The organism is bacterium (genome assembly GCA_024224155.1).
GTDB lineage: Bacteria > Acidobacteriota > Thermoanaerobaculia > Multivoradales > JAHEKO01 > CALZIK01.
In genome coordinates this window covers 1-19,293 of sequence record JAAENP010000114.1, presented here as the reverse complement: position 1 = coordinate 19,293, position 19,293 = coordinate 1, and the positions used below count along the sequence as shown (strand labels likewise).

Genomic DNA, 19,293 nt, shown 5'->3' with positions numbered 1-19,293 from the left:
GAGTGACTCAGGAATGGGGCTGTTCTTCGAGCGAGGAGACTCTGGTGATCGAACCGATCATCAGCAACGCACCGCCCACCTGGATGGGAGAAAGCACGGAACCGTTGACGAAGTAATCGAACGTAACGGCGGAGAGTGGCAAACACAGCTCGCAGACCGCGGCGATTCGAGCAGGCACTCGCTGAAGGCCGAAGTAGAAGAGGAAGATCGCACCGCTTCCGGTCGTGACCGCGATGATGGAGATCGTCATCCAGTTTCCGGGAGTGACCCCGCCGAAGGGGAAGCCCGTGCCGGTAACCACGAGCAGCACCGCGGTGAGGGCCGTGGTAAGCCCGTAGCGGGCGAACGTGGCATCGCCGAAATCAAGCGAAGCCAGGAGCTTCTTTCCGAACACCGTTGCCGCGCCGAACGACGCCGCGGCCAGCAGCGCCGTTCCCGCGGCTTCGGTGGTTCGTGCACCCGACGAGAAGTCCGGCAGGCGCCAGCCGAAAGTCAACAGGTAACCGCCGAGAACGGCGAGGGCGGCCCCGGCCAGAAATCCTCTGGTCAGCCTTTCCCGCAGCAGGATTGCCGCGAGGCCGACGGCGAAGACTGGCTGAAACTTCTGCAGCAGGACCACGACGCTGAGCTGGTTGAAGTCGACAAGAAAAAGCGCCCGTACGATCGCCAGGGTTCCGAGCACCCCCCCGGTCACCGCCACCGCGACGAGAGTGACCCATTGACCCCCGTCCAGGCGACGGAGCCGCAGGTACGATTTGGCCAGCACCGGTTGCATGAGCAGAAACGGCACCGCGTGCAACAGAAAAACAACCAGAAGCACGGGCAGGTTGTAGAGCCGGGGCGTCAGGACGACGCCGTCGAGCCCCCACAGAGCCGCGGCCGCGCAGATGGCAAGAGCGCCCAGTCGCCGCGGGCTCATACCGTGACCGCCCCCGTCGCGCGCACCGCGAGCAGGTCGAGTCGGCCGAAGACCGTCGCAGGGCCGTCGTTCGAGTTGCCGAAGCTCATGATCTCGAGAGGGCGTTCGGTGCCGGGCTCCAGCGCGACGGCCAGGATGTGGTCTTCCGTGGGGCGAAAGAGCTCGAATTGCCAGGCCCCGGCAGAGGTCTGCTCGTCCGCGGCGGGCCTGAAGGCCAGTCCGACCTCACCGGAGAAGGCGAAACGGGCGCCGAACAGCCGAAACGGAATGCCGGATCCGCGCGCTTTGTAGTAGGCCTCTTTGAGGGTCCAGTACGAGAAAAATCGTTCACGCAACTCGGTGCCGGACCGTTGAGCCAGATCCTGAAACTCGTCGGGCGCGAAGCTGTGTTCGGCGATTCGAAGGGGCCTGAGAGGGCGCTCGATTTCTTCGACGTCCACACCGCAGTCGGCGGTCGCGGTGACGATACATGCCGCCAGCCCGCGAGTGTGGGTGAGGTTGAAGCGCAGTCTCGGAACCGGTTCCGGGCCGGTGAGCTCGGGGCGGCCGAAGCGGCCGGCGCTGAAGGTCCAGGCGGACGGTTCGAGCTCGGCGTAGTGGGAAAGCACGGCTCGGACGAGGGCACGACCGGCTAGATAGTTTTGTTGCGCGGCGGGATGCCTTAGGGTTTGCGCTCGGGCCAGCTCTTCGGGAGTCAGCAGCGCGTTGGTCGCTTCCCGGGTCCAGACGTCCAGTTCGGAGATCCAGAGATGGGCTTGGCTCGAGAGCCGCGCGCGCAACTCGTCGGGACATTCGCCTATACTGTTTCGGATCAAGGTTTCTTCCTGACTGGCTGTTGTTCGTGGGGTATGGCGTCGTAGAAAACTACTACCGGAGGGAAATCTTCGAGTTCTTCCGGGGTTACCGGAATCCGTTCTACTCGGTTTCCTTCGCGCTGGAGTTTAGCCGTCTCAAGGCCTTTTTGGATGAGCGCGGCTTCAAAACCTACCTCAACCTCTGCTACTTCTTCACCCGGGCCATGCAGCCGCTCGAGGACTTCCGCTATCGTCTCAAGGACGGCGACATCGTCCTCTACGACTCGATTCACCCGGGGATCACGGTGCCGGCGGCCGGTGGTCTATTCGGCTTCGCCCACCTCGAGTACACGCCCGACGTCGAGCGCTTCAACGCCGAAGCCGTGCTTCCGGATCCGGATCAACCGCCGAACCTGACCAAGGAAGACTCTGACAATTACATCTTCTTTACCGCGATCCCGGGAGTTCCGTTTCGGACGTTTACCCATGCCACCGACGATCCCACCGATGCGGCACCGCGAGTTGCATTCGGCAAGCCCTACGAAGAGCGCGGCGAGCTCTGGGTGCCGGTCGGCATCCAGATCAATCATGCTTTCATCGATGGCCGAGCCCTGGGCGAGCTCTACGAGAGTGCGGTCGAATGCTTCCAGAATCCAGAATGAAGAGCCGGAGGGAGAATCCGAATGAGTGACGACGTCTATACTTCGAGGGTCCGCATCGAGCGCATCCGTGGGCCGCTTCGTCGCGCTTTCCTGCCGGCCGAAGATGAGCCGGTGATGTTCGGCGTTCATTCGGAGATCGCGGCGCACTACGGCGTCGGGCCCGAGGACTTTCCCGCGACTGCGACCACGCTCGACTATGTCGTGGCCGCCGCCGGCGGCTGACTGACCGGTACCTTTGCCGGAGCGCTGGAAGCGCGCGGCCCGCGATTGGAGGAGGGCGACCTGGTCTCGGAGGTCCGGGGAACGGTGGCCAAGAATGGCAAGGTTCTGGTGATCCGCCGCATTGACGTCACCTATCACCTGAAGCTGGGCGAAGAGCACCGCGCCGCCGCCACGCGTGTGCTCGAGTTTCACGCCGACTTCTGCCCGGTGGCGAGAACCCTCAAGGACTGCGTGGAGATCGAGACCGAGCTCGAGTTCGTGTAGCGGGGAGCGGAAGCGGTGTCGGCCTTGCCACCGCTCGAGCCTTTCGGTTTGTGCGATCCAGCGGGCTCTTGGAGGGGTCGTCTCGGGCGATTTGCGCGTCTCCTCGCTGCGGCCTACTAATAGGAGCCGTGTTGCCGAGCGACCCGCTGCGGTGCGGGCAAATCGCTGCTCCTCGCCTCCCCCTCAATTCGCCACGCTGGATGCTCGCACCGCCTCAAACGGCTTCGCGTCGGCAAGGCCGACACCGCTTCTTGCTCGAAGATGTGCCGCGGACGCGCTGAGGCCAGCCGATTCGGCAGGCAGCCGGCCAGGGGGCTCGCCGCAAGCGCACCGGAGATCGAGTCGGAGGTCTCTGACGGTTTGCGCGTAGCGGCGCGCAGGCGAGGGCCTGGCATCGGCAGGCTGAGAAGCCCGAGGCGGCCCCGGGCTGGATGCACTGTCGATCGGCGCCGAAGCGCGGCCCAGAGGCTTCCGACACGCGGGCCGAATCAGTCTCGGTCTTGGCGCTCGGAGTTCTCGATTTGATCCAGATCCTCGAACGGCGCCGAAGATTCAAACTCCACCTCGAGGAGGTCGTCTTCGTAGTCCGGAAACAGCTGCCGTGCCCCACGGTCGCCGCGGATGCCTTGGATCTCGGCGAACAGGCTCCGATCGATCAGCACCGGCGCACGGCGCTTGCCCCCACAAGTGGGAACCACGATGGCCGCGGCGGAGGCGCCGTAGGCCTCGGGCAGACGGTCGATGACTCCGGCGTCGAGATGGGGAAGGTCGCACGGAATGAACATCGCCGCCTTGGCTTCGGGCTCGACTCGGCAGAGTCCAGCCTTGACCGAGGTGGACTGGCCGTCGGCGAAAGCCGGATTGTGAACCACCTCGACCGCGAGACCCGCGAGGACCGCTCCGACTTCGGCTGCGGAGTGGCCGCTGACAACCAGGATCTGGTGGAGCTTGGAAGCCAGCGCGGCGCGAGCCGTCCGATGGACCAGGCTCTGGCCGCCGATCTGGTGAAGCTGCTTGGGCACAGGACCGCCGAAGCGGCTCGAGCGTCCGGCGGCCAGCAAGATGCCGGTCACCCGGGGGGTGGCATCGGTGTCAGCCGCGGCCATGGCGGACCGCGCTCATCTCGGCGATGATCGAAAGCGCGATCTCCTCGGCCTTGCGACCTCCGAGATCGAGGCCGATCGGGTTGCGGATCCGAGCGATGTCGCTGGTCGAGAAGCCTGCCTCTGCCAGTGCCGCCACCCTTTTCGCGTGGGTTTTCTTCGAGCCCAGAGCGCCTATGTAGCGGGCCGGGCTCCGCAGGGCGACCTCGATCGCCGGCAAATCGATCTTGAGATCGTGCGCCAGGAGAGCGAAGTAGGTGTTGTCGGTTATCGAGATCTTCGCGAGTGCTTCGGCCGGCCAGTCGATCAGAAGCTCGTCGGCTGCAGCGAAGCGCTCGCGAGTCGCGAAGGCGGTTCGCGGATCGATCACCACCGTGCGGTAGCCGAGCCGTTTGCCGAACGCGACTAGGTGAATCGCGACATGAACCGCGCCGATCACGAGGATCTGCGGTGGCGGCGGGTAGACCTCGAAAAAGACATCGTGAACCTCGCCGTCGATCGAGATCGACTCGCGGCCGGAACGCATCTCGGCCAGGTAGCTCGAAGCCGAGGTCGCCACCGTCGCCGCAAGATCCTCCGATTCGAAGCCGCCCGCGATCACCGTACCGTTCCGGTCGAGAAGAGCCTGACCGTCGAGCGGGCCGGCGAGAACGGTGACAGCCGCCACCGTCTGATGGGCGTCGAGCCGCCGCTCTAGTTCTTCGAGGATGGTTTGCTTCAAGGCCCTAACCGATCCGTTCGATAAAGACCTCGAGGGTGCCACCGCAGGAGAGCCCCACGCTCCAGGCCAGGTCGTCGGACACACCGTACTCGACCAGTGCCGGCTCGCCCGACGCGATCACGGCGAGGGCCTGCGCGACGACCGCCCCTTCGACGCAGCCGCCGGAAACCGAGCCCGCCATCTCACCGTCCGCCGACACCGCCATCTTGGAGCCCAAAGGGCGCGGCGACGACCCCCAGGCCTTGACCACCGTGGCCAGCGCGACCGACTTGCCCTGGCTCTGCCAGGTCCGGAGGTCAGGAAGGATGTCGCGCATCGTCGACCTGCGGCGCCTCAGCTCGCCCGATCGCGCGCTCTCTTGAGCGCCCGCTTACCGTAGGCGGTCGCCAGGGCCGTTCGGTACTCGCCCGAGGCGTGAAGATCGCTCAACGGCTGAGGCACCGACAACCGCGAATCGACGGCCGCCTCGATGGCGTCGTCACCGACTCCGGCAGCGACCAGGGCTCGGGCAACGTCCAGAGCCGCAAGCGGCGTGGCGGTGACGCCGTTGAATACCAGGCTCGCCGAAGTACAGGCATCGCCTTCGACGGTCATGACGGCGGCAGCCCCGCAGACCGCGTAGCCGGAGGCGGGGTGCTCGACCTTGAGATAGGCTGAGCCGGTGCCCTCACCCAGCCTGGGCACCTCGATCTCGGTCACGATCTCGTTCTCGGCCATGCTGGTGGTGAGCAGATCGACGAAGAAGTCCGCGGCCGCGACCGACCGATCGCCGCCCTGACTGCGCAAATGAATCTTGGCTCCGAGCGCGACCAGCACGGCCGGAAGGTCGGACGCCGGGTCGGCGTGCGCGATGTTGCCGCCTATGGTGCCCTTGTTGCGAACCTGTGGGTCGGCGATCTTGGAGGCGGCTTCCGCGAGAATCGGACAGCCCGAACGGACTTCCGCGGAGCCGGCGATCTCCGCGTGCGTGGTGAGCGAGCCGATAGAGAGCGAGTCGCCGTTCAGGGTCACGCCCTTGAACTCGTCGAGGCGTCCGATGTCGATCAAGACGCCCGGCTGCGCCAGGCGCAGCTTCATCATCGGAATCAGGCTGTGGCCTCCGGCCAGAAACTTGGCCCCGGGGTTCTGATCGAGCAGGTCGAGAGCTTCCTGTGCGGACGACGCGCGGTGGTATTGAAACTCTGCTGGGTACATCAGGCGCCCCCTCCCTGGAGGGTTCTCCAGATCTTCTCCGGGGTGAACGGCATGTCGATAGGTGCGGCGCCGACGCTTCTGAGCGCGTCACCGACGGCGTTCGCCACCGCCGCCGGAGCCGCGATGGCGCCGGCCTCGCCGATGCCCTTGACGCCCAGCGGGTTGTGCGGGCACGGCGTCACCGTGTAATCGAGCTCGTAGGGGACCAGGTGATGGGCCCGCGGCAGGGCGTAGTCGAGAAGCGTTCCGGAAACCAGTTGCCCCGACTCGTCGTAAGCGGCTTCTTCCCAGAGCGCCTGGCCCAGACCGTGGGCAATGCCGCCGTGGACCTGACCTTCGACGATCATCGGGTTGATCTGGTTGCCGCAGTCGTCGACGCCGATATAACGCAGGAGGTCGATCTCGCCGGTTTCCCGGTCGATCTCGACCACCGCGATGTGTGTTCCAAAGGGATAGGTGAAGTTGGCCGGGTCGTAGAAGCTGGTTTCCTCGAGTCCCGGCTCGATGTCTTCGGGCAGGTTGTGGGCGAGATAGGCGTTGAGCACGACGTCCCCCCATGCCTTGGAGTGCCCGGGCGAGCCCTTGACCTTGAACTCACCGCCCTCGAACTCGATGTCGTCCGGCGAGGCCTCGAGAAGGTGGGCGGCGATTCTCTTGCCCTTGGCGATGACCTTGTCCAGCGATTTGACGATCGCGGAGCCACCGACCGCCGCCGAGCGCGAGCCATAGGTGCCCATGCCGAACTGCACCTCTTCGGTGTCGCCGTGGATCACGTCGATCTGGTCGACGTCGATTCCGAGCCGATCGGCGACGATCTGCGAGAAGGTGGTCGCGTGCCCCTGCCCGTGGGCGCACGAGCCGGTGTAGACGGTAACGCTGCCCGAGGGATGCACCCTGACCTTGGCGCTTTCCCACAATCCCGCCTGGGCGCCGAGCGAGCCCACCACCGCCGAGGGCGCGATGCCGCAGGCCTCGATGTAGGACGAAAGCCCGACGCCGAGGATCTTTGCTTTACCGCTCTGGTCGTCAAGCCGCTTGGCTTGTTCTGCCCGCAGGTCATCGTAGCCCGCCGCCTCGAGGGCCTTCTCCAGGGCCTGTGGATAGTCACCGCTGTCGTACGCCAGCGCGACCTGGGTCTGGTACGGGAAGGCATCCGGCTGGATGAAGTTCCGGCGGCGGAATTCGGCCGGGTCGAGCCCGACCGCCGCCGCGCCGGCATCCATCAGCCGCTCGACGGCATAGGTCGCCTCCGGCCGCCCGGCACCGCGAACCGCATCGACCGGTGCCGTGTTGGTGAAGGTACCGAGAACGTGAACGTGAATCGCCGGGATGTCGTACTGGCCGGAGAAAAGAGTTCCATAGAGATAGGTCGGCACCGCCGGCGCAAAAGTCGAGAGGTACGCTCCCATCGCGGCGTGGGTATCGATGCGAAGGCCAACGATCTTGCCGTCGGAGTCGATCGCGATTCCGGCGGTCGACCAGTGGTCACGGCCATGAGCGTCGGTCATGTTGGTCTCGGACCGCGTTGCCGTCCATTTGACGGGCCGCCCGGTCTGCATGGCGCACCAGGCGGTGATTGCCTCGTCGGCGTAGTGGTGGATCTTGGAGCCGAAGCCGCCACCGACCTCGGGAGCGATGACCCGGATCTTGTGCTCGGGAAGGCCGAGGGAGGCGATGGTCATAAGCAGCCGATGCACGTGGGGATTCTGGGATGTCATGGTCAGGGTGAGCTTGCCGTTCTCGGCGTCCCACTGGGCCAGGGCCGCCCGCGGCTCGATGGCGTGGGGCAGCGTGCGGTTGTTGCGCAGCGTCACGGTCGCGGTCGTGGCCGCTGCCGCGAACGCCGCATCCGTGGCTTCCTTGTCGCCCACTTCCCAGTCGAAGGCGACGTTGCTGGGGGCCTCGTCGTAGAGCAGGGGTGCTCCATCGGCCGCCGCGGCCTTCGGGTCGACCACCGCCGGTAGCGGTTCGTAGTCGACTTCGATCAGGCCGGCGGCGTCGTGGCCGGCCGGCGCACTCTCGGCGACGACAACCGCCACGGGGTGGCCGACGTAGCGCACCCGATCGGTGGCAAACAGCGTGTGGACCGGGGTCTTGAGATCGGGGAGCAGCCAGGCGGTCGGTATGACTCCCGGCGTGCCGCTGGCCTCGAGTTCCGCGGCGGTGTAGATTGCCACAACGCCCACTGCTTGCGCAGCAGCCGAGGTATCGGTCCGATTGACTCTGGCGTGGCCGAAGGGGCTGCGCACGATCACGGCATGGAGCGTTCCCGGTATCGAGAAGTCGTCGGTGTACTTGCCCTTGCCGGTGATCAGGGCGGGATCCTCGCGTCGCTTGATCGAGGTTCCGAGCACGCTCATGATGCGCCCCCGGCCTTGGCCGCGGCAGCCACCGCCTTGACGATGTTCTGATATCCCGTACAGCGGCACAGGTTGCCCTTGAGACCCTCGCGGATATCGCGCTCGCTCGCTTGCGGGTTGTTTTCGACCAGTTTGGTTGCGGCCATGATCATCCCCGGCGTGCAGTAGCCGCACTGCAGGCCGTGCTCGTCCCAGAATGCCTGTTGCATTGGGTGGAGGTTGCCGTTCTCGGCCAGTCCCTCGATGGTCGTGATCTTGGCGCCGTCTGCCTGAACCGCCAGCTGCGTACAGGATTTGACCGCCAGCCCGTCCATGTGGACCGTGCAGGCGCCGCACAGGCTGGTCTCACAGCCGACATTGGTACCGGTAAGGCTCAGCTCCTCGCGCAGGAAATGCACCAACAGAGTGCGAGCGTCGACTTGTCTTTCGTAAAGCGTGCCGTTGATCTCAACCGAGATGTTGACCCCCATGGGCAGATCTCCTTTCGGGCCCGAGGGGCCTAACCGCTGCAAGCTCGTGTGAGCAGAATGACGACGATTGTATAAGCGACCACCGCGATACTGATGGCCCAGGGTCGTGCGGACGGCGGAATCAGCTCGCCCATGAGCCCCTTGGCGAAGGTATAGGCGAACTTGGCCTGGCTCGGGGGCGCGGGTGCGGCCGGGGCGGCCTCCCGGGCCGGCGCGGAACCGGTCGTCTCTCCAGCAGTCGGTTCCTCGGGCGCCGCCGAAGCGGCGTCCTGTTTGGTCACGACTTTGACCTGTGCCGGCTGCGGGAACTGGCGCTCGATGCCTTCCAAGGTCTGGCGCGCCATGACCTTCGCCGAGCTGTGGAGGAGACGCTGGCCGACTCCCGCGATCCGGCCCCCGACCCTGGCGTCCAGATCGTAGTGGAGCTTTGTGCCGCCGCCGGATTCTTCGAGCACCAGGAGACCGTCGCCGTCGACGAAGCCGGCGGCCCCCATGCCGTTGAGGCTGAAGCGGTAGCTGGATGGGCGCTGGAGATCGCTGAGCTTCAAGGTCCCTTGAAAGTCGCCCTGTACCGGTCCGACCTTGATCTCGAGAGCCCCTTCGTACTCGTTCTCACCGATGGTGTCGAGTCTCTGAAACCCGGGCAGGCTGGACGAGAGTACCTTGGGATCGAGAACGGCCTCCCAGACCTTCTCTCGCGGCACCTGAAATGAGTACTCGCCTTGGATCTTCACGACTTGTCGGGTATTTTACAGCCGCGGGCGCGGGCGCGGAAATCAGTCCATATCGCGGACCGAAAAGTCGGTCACCAGGCCGAGGTGGTCGGAAGCCAGTTCCGAATCCCGGCGGTTGAGGCCGAGCTTCTTGCGCGCCTTGCTCGGCATCGAGCCGGTGTCCACGACGAACCCCTTCTCCAGCGTCAGGGCGTCGCCGGTGAAGATAACGAGATCGAGGCGCCCGGGCGCGAAGCTCGAACCGGCTTGTCTCCAGGTATAGGCCATGCGTCGGTGGGTGTGGCGAAGCGGCGGGTCGAGGAGCGACCCCTCGCCGCGGCCGGGCGCGAAGTCGGCACCCTTGGAGGAACCGACGAAGACCCCATCGCGGATGCTCTCGAGCTGACGGCGAAAGCCGACCAGGTTGTAATCACCGGCGAAAACGGCCGCGTCCCCGTCACCGATGGCGAACGAGAAACTACCCTGCAGGAGGTCGCGCCAGGCCGCCGCGAGGTTGTCGAACTCCGCGTCCCGACCGTCCTCGTTATCGCAGCAGGGCGGATGCATGTTGAAGAGCACAAGGTCTCTTTCTTGGGGCAGGTCGATGTGAGTCAACAGGTTGTCGTCGATCGGTGCCCAATTCAGGATCGGGAATTTGCTCACGGTGACGCAGTCGAACTGCTGTCGGGCATGCCAAGCGATATCACCCTCGGGGGAGAGCACGCTTTCGACGAAGTCGCGAGCCTGTTCGGCGTTCCAGGTAGTCAACTCTTGAAAGGCCACGATGTCCGGTTGGACCGCTTCGAGCAGCCGGCGGTAGACGTCCGGCCTGATGGCCGGCGTCGATGCCTCGACGTTCATGCTCAGGATCCGGACGACTCCACTTGCCGGAGCCCGCCCGAAATCGATCGCCTCGGGAGGCGCCACCGCGTTCTTGACGAGTTTGTATTTGACTGCGCCCCCATTGGGCAACCGGTCGCCTCCCGCGACGTCGCGCAAGACCAGTTTGATTCGCTTGCGCTTCGCCTTGGGTGCGCGCGCGCTTCCGGGCCTGAGACTCTCGGGCAGCTCGACGCGGATCTCGAACTCGTCCGAGGAATGGGTGGGAAGACCCATCACGACACCGGTCCCGGGTGCCACGCTCTCCTGATTCCCGGCTCCGTCGTAGCGAAGCACCGAGCGAAGCCCGAAGCGGATCTCGAGGTCGGCCCCCAGGTTTTCGACAGGAAACCCGGTCGACTTCTTCCGGTCGAGATCGAGATAGAGGCGCAGATCGTTGCCGATGTCGCCCGAGGGCGGGTTCTGGAGAATGGTCTCGCGACCGACCTCGAGCCTGAGGTAAAGCGCTTCGCCGTCATCGCCGACCCAGAGCCGGCCGAGGTCCAGCCCGCTGGCCGCGCCATCTCCCGATGGATCGTTCTTGGCGAGCTTGGCGCCGTCCCATTCGTCGAAGATGCCGTCAGGGACCGCCTCGATGGCCTTGGGCCAGGCCGGGACGCTCACGAAGATCGCCATTCCGGCGGCGGCCAGGATAGGGACTAGCCTCATCTCGCTCCTGCCTACTCCCCGATTCGATTGCCGTCCGCGTCGAGCAGCTCGATCTGCGCGATGCCGAGCTCACGAATGCCGTCCTCGATCTCCGAACGATCCCCGACGATTACCCACACCACGTCGTCCGGGTGCAGTACCGATTTTGCGGCGTTGGCCACAGCCGCCTGTGACAGGCCTCGAACCTTGCCCGCGTAGCTGTCGAAATGATCGTCGGAATACCCGAATCGCACCAGCTCGGAGAGCGAGCCGGCAACATCGGCGACCGTTTCCCACTGACCGGGAAGGGTCAGCGTGCGGCTGTCTTTGGCCCGCGCGACTTCTTCTTCGGTGGCCGGTTTGTCGCCGATCAGGCCGGCAAGCTCCTTTGTCAGTTCCTGAATCGATTCCTTGGTCTTGTCGGTTTGCACCGGCGCGAAAGCGAGAAAGATACGCTGTCCGCGCGCTCCGGGGATGAAAGTGCCGGCACCGTAGGACCATCCTTTGTCCTCGCGCAGGTTCATGTTGACGCGCGAGGTGAAGTCGCCACCCAGAACGGTGTTCATGGTTTCGATGGCAACCTCGTCGGGATTGGCTTTGGGCGGTGCCAGGTGCCCGGCCAGTAGAACCGACTGCTCGGAGCCGGGCCGGTCGATCAAATAGATCGACTGACCTTTCCTGATCGCAACCTCGGATAGATCCTTGGTCGGGACTTCGCCAGTTTTCCACTTCTTGAATCGCTTCTCGATCATCGGCACAATCTCGTCCATCGTCGTGTCGCCGACGACCACCAGGGTGGCGTTGTTGGGCTTGAACAGAGAGCCGTGAAAACCGGTCAGGGTCGTCCGCGAGATCGAGGCCACCGATTCTTCAGTGCCGGAACCGGTGAACGGCGTCGCGTAGGCATGACCCTCGCCGAAGAGAAGCCCAGGAAACACGCGCAGGGCCATCTGGATCGGCGTCTTCTTCTCGCGCTGGATGCGGGCGAGCTGTTGCTGCTTCAGACGGGCGAACTCGGTCTCGGGAAAGGCCGGGTTGAGCACTACGTCGGCAAAGAGATCGAGTGATTCGGCGAGGTTTGCTTTGAGCGCCGAGAGCTGCACGGCCGAGAGATCCAGGTTCGAAGAGGTCGAGAGCTCGGCTCCGAGCATCGCCAGCTCGTCCGAGATCTCCAGTGCCGAACGCGATGCGGTGCCTTCGTCGAGAACGTCCATGGCGAGGCGGGCGGTGCCCGGCACAGCATGCTGATCCGAGGCATAGCCGGCGTCGACGAGCAGCCGAAACTCGACCAGCGGCGCCGCGTGGCGCTCGGCCAGAATGATCTCCAGGCCGTTGTCGAGCGCCGTCCGCTGAATGTCGGGGAAGTCCGCGGCCGGGGCCTCACCCGTGTCCGGCAGGGCCGAACGGTCGGCGCCGGTCTCGGCGACCTGGTAGTCGTCGAACGGATGGACTTCGACTGCGAGCTGGCCCGCCGAAAGCCAGTCGGCCGCGGCTGTGCGCACGTCGCCGACGGTCGCGGTCTTCATCCACTCGAGACGCTGTTTGTAGAACCCGGGGTCGCCGCCGTAGACCCGATGCCGAGCAAGGAGGTCGGACTTGCCGCCGAAGCCACCCACACCTTCGATGTTGCGAACGAATTCGGCGAACTGCTGCGTCTTGACGCGCTCGAGCTCGGCCTCGGTCGGCCCCTCTTCGATGAAGCGCCGGATCTCCTCGTCGACGGCCTTCTCCACAGCCGCCAGGTCACCACCGGGTTGCGCCGTGGCGTAGATTCGGAACTGCCCCGAGATCTCGAAAGGCCAGACGAAGGAGACGACGTCGGTGGCTATCTGGTCGTCGTATACGAGGCGCTTGAAGAGCCGAGAGTTCTTGCCTTCGGTCAGGATGCTGGAGACGAGACCGAGGTGCTCGTTTTCTGGCGTGCCCCACTGGGGCACGTTCCACTGCTTGTAGATGCGAGCCTGGGCAACGCGGTCCTGGAGCGCAATGCGCTGATCAGCGCTGCGCTTGGCGATCCACGCCTCCTGCTTGGTAACCGGAGGTCCGGAGGGAATGTCACCGAAGTAGAGACTGGCCTTCTGCTTGGCGGTCTCGACGTCGATGTCTCCGGCCAGAACCAGCACCGCGTTGGCGGCGCCGTAGTAGGTCTTGAACCACTCCTGGACGTCCTCGAGAGAAGCCGCTTTCAGGTCCTCCATCGAACCGATGGTCGACCAGGAGTAGGGGTGTGCGGCGGGGTAGGCCGCGGGCGGTATGAGCACGCGAACCTCGCCATAGGGCTGGTTCAAGCCCTGTCGCTTCTCGTTCTGAACCACGCCGCGCTGCTCGTCCAGGCGTTCTTGGTCTATGGCGCCGAGCAAGTGTCCCATGCGATCGGACTCCATCCAGAGTGTCAGATCGAGGGCGTTGGTCGGCACATTCTGGAAGTAGTTCGTTCGATCGAACCAGGTCGTGCCGTTGAGCTCGGTGGCGCCGATGCGCTCCATGATCTTGAAGTAGTCGAAGTTGTAGTTCTCCGAGCCGTTGAACATCAGATGCTCGAACAGGTGAGCGAAGCCGGTCTTGCCGGGTTTTTCGTTCTTGGAGCCGACGTGGTACCAGATGTTGACCGCCACGATCGGCGCCTTGTGGTCCTCGTGAACGATGACGGTCATGCCGTTGTCGAGAGTGAACGATTCGTAGGGCACGTCGGGGATCTCGAAGTCGGCCGCAGGCGCCATGGTGCCGCTCAAGCTCAGAGCGGCCACGGTCAGTAGTCCCAGTAATCTGCGCATATCGAGAGTCTCCTTTGGATGAAAGGGGCGCCGGGAACCGGCGCAGCCGGCGAACGCCGAGAGGTTCGAGTATAGCGGGGCATGTTGTGCTCGGTTCTGGATTTGATACGCAAGAGGACCCGGAGTGTTCTCGGGCATCGGGGACACGATTCCTTCGTGTCCCCTACCGACTGGTTTTCGAAGCCTCGGAGGCTCAGCGGAGTCGATCACCGCTTGCCCTCGAGCGAAGCGAAGGGTCTCGACCGAATCAGCTGCCGAATCGCCGCCGACACTTCGCTTGACGAGAGAGGATCCCGATAGACTCCCCAGCGTGAAGAACATCCGCAACTTCTGCATCATCGCGCACATCGACCACGGCAAGTCCACGCTTGCCGATCGGTTGATCCAGACCTGTGGTGGTGTCGAGGATCGCGAGTTTCGCGACCAGATCCTGGACTCGATGGACATCGAGCGCGAGCGCGGCATCACCATCAAGAGCAACACCATAACGCTCAATTACAAGGCGAAAGATGGCAACGAGTACCAGCTCAACCTGATCGACACGCCGGGCCATGTGGATTTCTCGCACGAGGTGCGCCGATCCCTGATGTCTTGCGAGGGCGCGTTGTTGGTGGTCGACGCGGCGCAGGGGGTCGAGGCACAGACCGTGGCCAATCTCTATCTCGCGCTCGAGTACGACCTCGAGATCGTGCCGGTGGTCAACAAGATTGACCTGCCCTCGGCTGACGTCGATGGCGCCCTGGAAGAGATCGAAGAAGACCTCGGCCTCGATCCGTTCGACGCCGTGCTCTGTTCGGCGAAGAAGGGCACGGGCATAGAGGACGTCCTTGAGGCGGTCGTCACCAAGCTGCCGGCGCCGAAGGGCGACGCGGACGCTCCGTTGCAGGCGCTGATTTTCGATGCCCAGTACGATCCTTACCGCGGCGTGGTTCTGCTGGTGCGAGTCAGGCAGGGCACGCTCCGAGCCGGTCAGAAGGCGCGCCTGATGCACACCGCCAAGGACTACGAGATCGAGGAAGTGGGGCTGCTGCAGCTCGAGCGGGTCAAACGCAAGAGCCTCGAAGCCGGCGATGTCGGCTATGTCATCGCAGGTATCAAAGCGGTGCGTGAGATCGCGATCGGCGACACCATCACCGACTCCGGGCGGCCTGCCGAGGAGCCGTTGCCGGGCTATAAAGAAGCCAAGCCGGTGGTCTTCTCGTCGATGTATCCGCTCTCGAGCGACGACTACCCGGACCTGATCAAGGCCCTCGACAAGCTGGTCCTCAACGATGCCGCGCTGACCTATGAGAAGGACTCGTCGGTTGCCCTGGGATTCGGCTTTCGCTGCGGATTTCTGGGTCTGCTACATCTCGAGGTCGTCCAGGAGCGATTGCAGCGCGAGTACGGCCTGTCGCTTCTGCTTTCGGCGCCCTCGGTTCGATATCGGATGGAGCTCGTAGACGGCGGCGAGGTGAGCATCGACAACCCCGCGCTTTACCCCGATCCGACCAACATTGAACAGGCCTATGAGCCCTATATCAAGGCGTCGATCCTCATGCCGGAGCGCTACATCGGGGCCGTGATGGAGCTGTGCCGCGATCGGCGCGGCGAGCACACCAGCTTCAACTATCTCGCGGTCGGCCGGGTCGAGCTGACCTCCGAGCTGCCGCTCGCGGAGGTTCTATTCGATTTCTATGATCGCCTGAAGAGCCTCACCCAGGGCTACGGCTCGTTCGACTACGAGGTGCTCGATCGCCGTCCGACGGACCTGGTCAAGGTCGACATTCTGGTCAACGAAGAGCCGGTCGACGCCCTGTCGCAGCTCGTACACCGGGACAAAGCGCGGGCTCGGGCGCTGCACTATTGCGAGAGGCTTGCCGACACCATTCCCCGGCAGCAGTTCAAGATCAAGATCCAGGGTGTCATCGGCGGCAAGATCATCGCGCGCTCGACCATCAACGCATATCGCAAGGACGTGACCGCCAAGTGCTACGGCGGCGATATCACCCGCAAGCGCAAGCTGCTCGAGAAGCAGAAGGCCGGTAAGAAGAAGATGATGGTGGTCGGCTCGGTCGAGATACCCCAGTCCGCCTTTATCGCCGTGCTCAAGTCCGACGCCGGCTCCTAGGTTGGGCTTCGGGTTTCTCGCATTCATCTGGTAGATTAAACAGAATATTTCACTCGGGCCGCACCGGTCCGAGCGGCTTCAAAGCCGTTTTTCTTCATTAGGAGGAGGTCCTTTCGATGAAACCTGACACCAGATGTGTCTTCGCCGTGGTCGCAACGGTACTGGTTCTCGCGGCAGTTCCGCAGACTGTCGTTGCCGAGCACCACGAGGAGGCGGCGCCGCAATACACGATGATCCACTACGATGACGTCGGCCCGGCCAACGCCCCGGCCTACGAAGAGAACGCCAAGGACTGGGTGGCGGCATTCAAAGAGGCCGGCATGGGCGAGGAATGGGGATGGCAGACCTATTCCGGCCCCAATTTCAGCTATGCCTTCCTCACCGACGTACCCAACTATGCCTTCATGGACATGCAGGCCGAACGGGAGAAAGTAATGGTCGAGGCCATCGGCGCCGAGAAGATCGCCGAGCTTTCCGCCGGTGGCGGCGGTTCCAGCCGGCATCGGCACGAGTTGACCAAAGACATGCCGGAATTCAGCTATACGCCCGAGGGGGGCATAGGCGAGTTTGGCTTGGTCCATCTCTCGACGCACTACGTCAAGCCCGGCATGGCCGAGCAGTTCAAAGAGCTGGTGGCCAAGGTGACCGAGGCCAGGAAGAAGGTCGGTGGCGGCCTGGCGGTGCGTGGCTCGGAGGTCCAGTTCGGCAACGGCTCCTATCAGTTCGCGACCCTCGCCAAGGACGCGGCGGAGTATTACTCGGCGACTTCGGTCGGCGCGATACTCGCAGAGGCCTATGGGCCCGAGGAGGCCAAGGCGATATTCGATCAGTGGCGCGAGTGCATCACCGACTACAAGACCGCCGACTGGCGTTTCGAACCGGAGCTCTCCTACATGCCCGGCATGGATGACGACGACGAAGAGATGACGGACGACAAGGAAGGAATGGGAGAGGAAGAGTAGGAGTCTCTTTTCTGGCAGAGTTTCCCGAGAGCGGCCGGCCTGGAGCCGGCCGCTCTTGTTCTATTCTGGTTGCGATGTCGAAGAGCCCGGGCCTCTACCTCCACATACCGTTCTGCTCCGCGATCTGTCCCTATTGCGACTTTGCGGTCACCACCGGTGGCGAGGAGAGGCGAGAGCGGTTCACACGTTCGCTGATCAAAGAGATCGCCATGGATCACGGTTCTTGGGAGACCTTCGACACGGTGTATTTCGGCGGCGGTACACCCACGGCCCTCGACGAGGAGCAGCTCGGAAGACTTCTGGAGGCGGCCCGGCGGAGCTTCGAGATCGCCGAGGATGCCGCCGTTTCGATCGAGGCCAATCCCGAGGACGTGACCGAGATTCGGGTTCGAGGCTGGGTGGGCCTCGGCGTGGGCCGACTCAGCCTGGGAGTCCAGTCCTTCGATGCCGGCGAGCTCGGTTTCCTGGGCAGACGGCACTCGCCCGGGGAGGCCCGGCGCGCCGTGGAGTACGGCCTGGCCGAAGGGTTGACGGTGTCCCTGGACCTGATCTACGGTCTTCCGGGCCGCGGCTCCAAGGCCTGGCTGGAGAACCTCGCAGCGGCGGTGGCGCTGGCGCCCGATCACCTCTCCTGCTATCAGTTGACAATCGAGCCCGGCACCCCGTTTGCCCTCCGCAGCCGACGGGGAGATTGGACCGAGCCGAGTCGCGACGCGGTGGCCGGTCTCTTCTATTCGACCCACGATTTCCTTGGCGCCGCGGGGTATCCGGCGTACGAGGTGTCGAACTTCGCCAGTGCGCCGGAGAATCGGTGCCTGCACAATCGCAAGTATTGGGAGCGGACGCCCTATCTCGGATTGGGTCCGTCGGCGCATTCGTTCGACGGCTGCCAACGCTGGTGGAATCAGCGCTCCGAAACCGCCTGGCGGCGAGAGATCGCCGCCGGCCGGAGTGCGGAAGCCGAGCGCGAAACACTGTCCCGCGATCAGCGACGGCTCGAGACCGTAATGCTGGGCCTGCGCACGCCCGGGGGCGTCGATCTCGGCTCGATCGAGGGCGTCGACGTTGCCGCGTGGCTCGACAGAAACGCCGGCGTCTTGTCCGGAATGATGGAACAGGGTTTCCTCCGCCTTGAAGGCGAGCGTCTGGTGCCGACCCTCCGGGGCATGGCCCGCGCCGACGCCCTGGCTCGTTCTATCGAGCTTTGATCGGCTTGCTAGCATGGCCTCGATGACCGGGGTCGATGACCTGACCGAAGCGCCGTCGATCGAGGCCGTCCGCGAAGCGCGCGCTCGACTCGGCGACCGCGTGCGCACCACGCCGGTCTGGCGCTGGCAGGGACGGTTTCTCGAAGCCCTGATCGGCGCCGAGACCGAGGTGTGGATCAAGCTCGAGCTTTTTCAGTTTGCCGGCACCTTCAAGCCGCGCGGTGCGCTGCTCAACATGATGGCTCTGGAACCGGAGGCGCTCGAGCGTGGCGTGACCGGGGTCTCGGCCGGCAACCACGCCATGGCCATGGGCTACGCGGCGCGGGCCCTCGGCACGTCCGCCAAGGTGGTGATGCCGGAGAACGCCAACCCGGCGCGAGTGGCGGGCTGCCGCGCCTTCGGGGCCGAGGTGGTCCTGGCGCCCGATGTTCACGCGGCACTCGACGAGACCCATCGAATCGAGAGCGAAGAAGGCCGCGCGTTCATTCATCCTTTCGAGGGCTTCTGGACCGCCACCGGGACCGCGACCGTGGGCCTCGAATGGTGCGAGCAGGCGCCGGACCTCGACGCCGTGATCGTGCCGGTCGGCGGAGGCGGACTGATCGCGGGGGTTGCGAGCGTCTTCAAGCAGATGGCTCCTGACTGCATGGTCTTCGGCGTCGAGCCGGAGGGCGCCGATACCATGCACCGCAGCTTTGCCGCCGGCTCGCCTCAGGCCATCGACAAGGTTCGGACCATTGCCGACAGCCTGGGCGCGCCCCATGCCCGCCCCTATAGCTTCTCGCTCTGCCGACGATTCGTAGACGAGCTGGTCATGATCGACGATGCCGAGATCCTCGCGGCGATGCGACTGCTATTCGACGATCTCAAGCTTGCGGTCGAGCCCGCCTGCGCTGCCGCTACCGCGGCCCTGGTCGGCCCTCTGCGAGACCGGCTGCGGGGGAAACGGGTAGGGATTCTGGCCTGCGGCTCGAACATAGACAGCGTTACCTTCTGCTCCCTCGTCGCCAGAGGCTGATCCCGCTGCGGCGGGAGCCGGTGTGGAGTTTCTTACAGCGGTGGTTACCTGCCGCGACTACGGTTGTGTTTCGGAGTGCAAGTGAACGAGCAGAAATGGAGCCTCTGATGCGATCGAAAAACTCTAGAATCTCTTGGACGGGCTTTCTGACGCTTGCGGCGCTAACGATGAGCCCGGCTGCGGCTCTCGCCGCCGACAGCGGCTTTGCGAACAACAACGGCGCCAGCGTTTTCTTCAGTGACGAGCCCAGTCTTCTGAGGAAGTTCCCGACT

The 19,293-nt window shown here is 64.5% G+C and carries 18 protein-coding genes; 7 read left to right on the top strand and 11 right to left on the bottom strand.

Annotation, left to right across the window (positions count from 1 at the left end):
- Positions 1–7: 7 nt before the first annotated feature.
- The gene (locus tag GY769_06460; protein ID MCP4201563.1) at positions 8–919 is read right to left on the bottom strand and encodes a DMT family transporter; all 912 of its coding nucleotides are present in this window, start codon (positions 917–919) and stop codon (positions 8–10) included.
- Positions 916–1,734 carry a 4'-phosphopantetheinyl transferase superfamily protein gene (locus GY769_06455; GenBank protein ID MCP4201562.1) on the bottom strand — a complete coding sequence of 273 codons (819 nt, stop codon included), beginning with the start codon at positions 1,732–1,734 and terminating at the stop codon, positions 916–918. The genes GY769_06460 and GY769_06455 overlap by 4 nt, the downstream gene beginning before the upstream one ends.
- Positions 1,735–1,760: 26 nt before the next feature.
- On the opposite strand from GY769_06455, the gene GY769_06450 reads away from it, so the two are divergent.
- Genes GY769_06450 through GY769_06440 form a run of 3 tightly spaced genes read left to right on the top strand, consistent with a single transcriptional unit; the run spans position 1,761 to position 2,861 of the window.
- Positions 1,761–2,375: a hypothetical protein gene (locus GY769_06450; GenBank protein MCP4201561.1), complete on the top strand. Its 615-nt coding sequence runs from the start codon at positions 1,761–1,763 to the stop codon at positions 2,373–2,375.
- A 21-nt stretch (positions 2,376–2,396) separates the two neighbouring features.
- Positions 2,397–2,597 (top strand): hypothetical protein, encoded by a 201-nt coding sequence (locus GY769_06445; protein MCP4201560.1) that lies wholly within the window; start codon positions 2,397–2,399, stop codon positions 2,595–2,597.
- 45 nt (positions 2,598–2,642) lie between these two features.
- On the top strand, positions 2,643–2,861 hold the full coding sequence (locus GY769_06440) for a hypothetical protein (protein ID MCP4201559.1): 219 nt from the start codon (positions 2,643–2,645) through the stop codon (positions 2,859–2,861).
- A 488-nt stretch (positions 2,862–3,349) separates the two neighbouring features.
- Here the strand turns inward: GY769_06440 and GY769_06435 are convergent, their stop codons facing one another.
- Genes GY769_06435 through GY769_06395 form a run of 9 tightly spaced genes read right to left on the bottom strand, consistent with a single transcriptional unit; the run spans position 3,350 to position 13,723 of the window.
- Positions 3,350–3,967: a nucleotidyltransferase family protein gene (locus tag GY769_06435; protein ID MCP4201558.1), complete on the bottom strand. Its 618-nt coding sequence runs from the start codon at positions 3,965–3,967 to the stop codon at positions 3,350–3,352.
- Positions 3,954–4,685 (bottom strand): XdhC/CoxF family protein, encoded by a 732-nt coding sequence (locus GY769_06430; protein ID MCP4201557.1) that lies wholly within the window; start codon positions 4,683–4,685, stop codon positions 3,954–3,956. The genes GY769_06435 and GY769_06430 overlap by 14 nt, the downstream gene beginning before the upstream one ends.
- Before the next feature lie 4 nt (positions 4,686–4,689).
- Positions 4,690–5,001 carry an XdhC family protein gene (locus tag GY769_06425; GenBank protein ID MCP4201556.1) on the bottom strand — a complete coding sequence of 104 codons (312 nt, stop codon included), beginning with the start codon at positions 4,999–5,001 and terminating at the stop codon, positions 4,690–4,692.
- A 17-nt stretch (positions 5,002–5,018) separates the two neighbouring features.
- On the bottom strand, positions 5,019–5,879 hold the full coding sequence (locus GY769_06420; protein MCP4201555.1) for a xanthine dehydrogenase family protein subunit M: 861 nt from the start codon (positions 5,877–5,879) through the stop codon (positions 5,019–5,021).
- Positions 5,879–8,239: a molybdopterin-dependent oxidoreductase gene (locus tag GY769_06415; protein ID MCP4201554.1), complete on the bottom strand. Its 2,361-nt coding sequence runs from the start codon at positions 8,237–8,239 to the stop codon at positions 5,879–5,881. Before GY769_06415 ends, GY769_06420 begins: the two co-directional genes overlap by 1 nt.
- Complete coding sequence (locus GY769_06410) at positions 8,236–8,709, bottom strand: (2Fe-2S)-binding protein (protein ID MCP4201553.1); 474 nt, start codon at positions 8,707–8,709, stop codon at positions 8,236–8,238. The genes GY769_06415 and GY769_06410 overlap by 4 nt, the downstream gene beginning before the upstream one ends.
- Before the next feature lie 29 nt (positions 8,710–8,738).
- On the bottom strand, positions 8,739–9,443 hold the full coding sequence (locus GY769_06405) for a carbon monoxide dehydrogenase subunit G (GenBank protein ID MCP4201552.1): 705 nt from the start codon (positions 9,441–9,443) through the stop codon (positions 8,739–8,741).
- 42 nt (positions 9,444–9,485) lie between these two features.
- The gene (locus GY769_06400) at positions 9,486–10,970 is read right to left on the bottom strand and encodes an endonuclease/exonuclease/phosphatase family protein (protein MCP4201551.1); all 1,485 of its coding nucleotides are present in this window, start codon (positions 10,968–10,970) and stop codon (positions 9,486–9,488) included.
- Between the two features lie 11 nt (positions 10,971–10,981).
- Positions 10,982–13,723, bottom strand: a complete 2,742-nt coding sequence (locus GY769_06395; GenBank protein ID MCP4201550.1) for an insulinase family protein — start codon at positions 13,721–13,723, stop codon at positions 10,982–10,984.
- A gap of 310 nt (positions 13,724–14,033) precedes the next feature.
- Between GY769_06395 and lepA the strand changes: the two genes are divergently transcribed.
- The 4 genes from lepA (at position 14,034) to GY769_06375 (ending at position 19,021) form a co-directional block, all read left to right on the top strand.
- Positions 14,034–15,833: an elongation factor 4 gene (gene lepA / locus GY769_06390; GenBank protein MCP4201549.1), complete on the top strand. Its 1,800-nt coding sequence runs from the start codon at positions 14,034–14,036 to the stop codon at positions 15,831–15,833.
- A 116-nt stretch (positions 15,834–15,949) separates the two neighbouring features.
- Positions 15,950–16,795, top strand: coding sequence for a hypothetical protein (locus tag GY769_06385; GenBank protein ID MCP4201548.1), 846 nt, complete (start codon positions 15,950–15,952; stop codon positions 16,793–16,795).
- 74 nt (positions 16,796–16,869) lie between these two features.
- Positions 16,870–18,003: a radical SAM family heme chaperone HemW gene (gene hemW / locus GY769_06380; GenBank protein ID MCP4201547.1), complete on the top strand. Its 1,134-nt coding sequence runs from the start codon at positions 16,870–16,872 to the stop codon at positions 18,001–18,003.
- Between the two features lie 22 nt (positions 18,004–18,025).
- On the top strand, positions 18,026–19,021 hold the full coding sequence (locus GY769_06375; GenBank protein ID MCP4201546.1) for a threonine/serine dehydratase: 996 nt from the start codon (positions 18,026–18,028) through the stop codon (positions 19,019–19,021).
- Positions 19,022–19,293: the final 272 nt, after the last annotated feature.

Coding starts and splice junctions, on each gene's coding strand:
- GY769_06410 (MCP4201553.1), bottom strand. CDS start 8,709: ATGGGGGTCAACATCTCGGTTGAGATCAACGGCACGCTTTACGAAAGA.
- GY769_06445 (MCP4201560.1), top strand. CDS start 2,397: ATGAGTGACGACGTCTATACTTCGAGGGTCCGCATCGAGCGCATCCGT.
- GY769_06415 (MCP4201554.1), bottom strand. CDS start 8,239: ATGAGCGTGCTCGGAACCTCGATCAAGCGACGCGAGGATCCCGCCCTG.
- GY769_06385 (MCP4201548.1), top strand. CDS start 15,950: ATGAAACCTGACACCAGATGTGTCTTCGCCGTGGTCGCAACGGTACTG.
- hemW (MCP4201547.1), top strand. CDS start 16,870: ATGTCGAAGAGCCCGGGCCTCTACCTCCACATACCGTTCTGCTCCGCG.
- GY769_06400 (MCP4201551.1), bottom strand. CDS start 10,970: ATGAGGCTAGTCCCTATCCTGGCCGCCGCCGGAATGGCGATCTTCGTG.
- GY769_06460 (MCP4201563.1), bottom strand. CDS start 919: ATGAGCCCGCGGCGACTGGGCGCTCTTGCCATCTGCGCGGCCGCGGCT.
- GY769_06420 (MCP4201555.1), bottom strand. CDS start 5,879: ATGTACCCAGCAGAGTTTCAATACCACCGCGCGTCGTCCGCACAGGAA.
- GY769_06425 (MCP4201556.1), bottom strand. CDS start 5,001: ATGCGCGACATCCTTCCTGACCTCCGGACCTGGCAGAGCCAGGGCAAG.
- GY769_06435 (MCP4201558.1), bottom strand. CDS start 3,967: ATGGCCGCGGCTGACACCGATGCCACCCCCCGGGTGACCGGCATCTTG.
- GY769_06375 (MCP4201546.1), top strand. CDS start 18,026: ATGACCGGGGTCGATGACCTGACCGAAGCGCCGTCGATCGAGGCCGTC.
- GY769_06395 (MCP4201550.1), bottom strand. CDS start 13,723: ATGCGCAGATTACTGGGACTACTGACCGTGGCCGCTCTGAGCTTGAGC.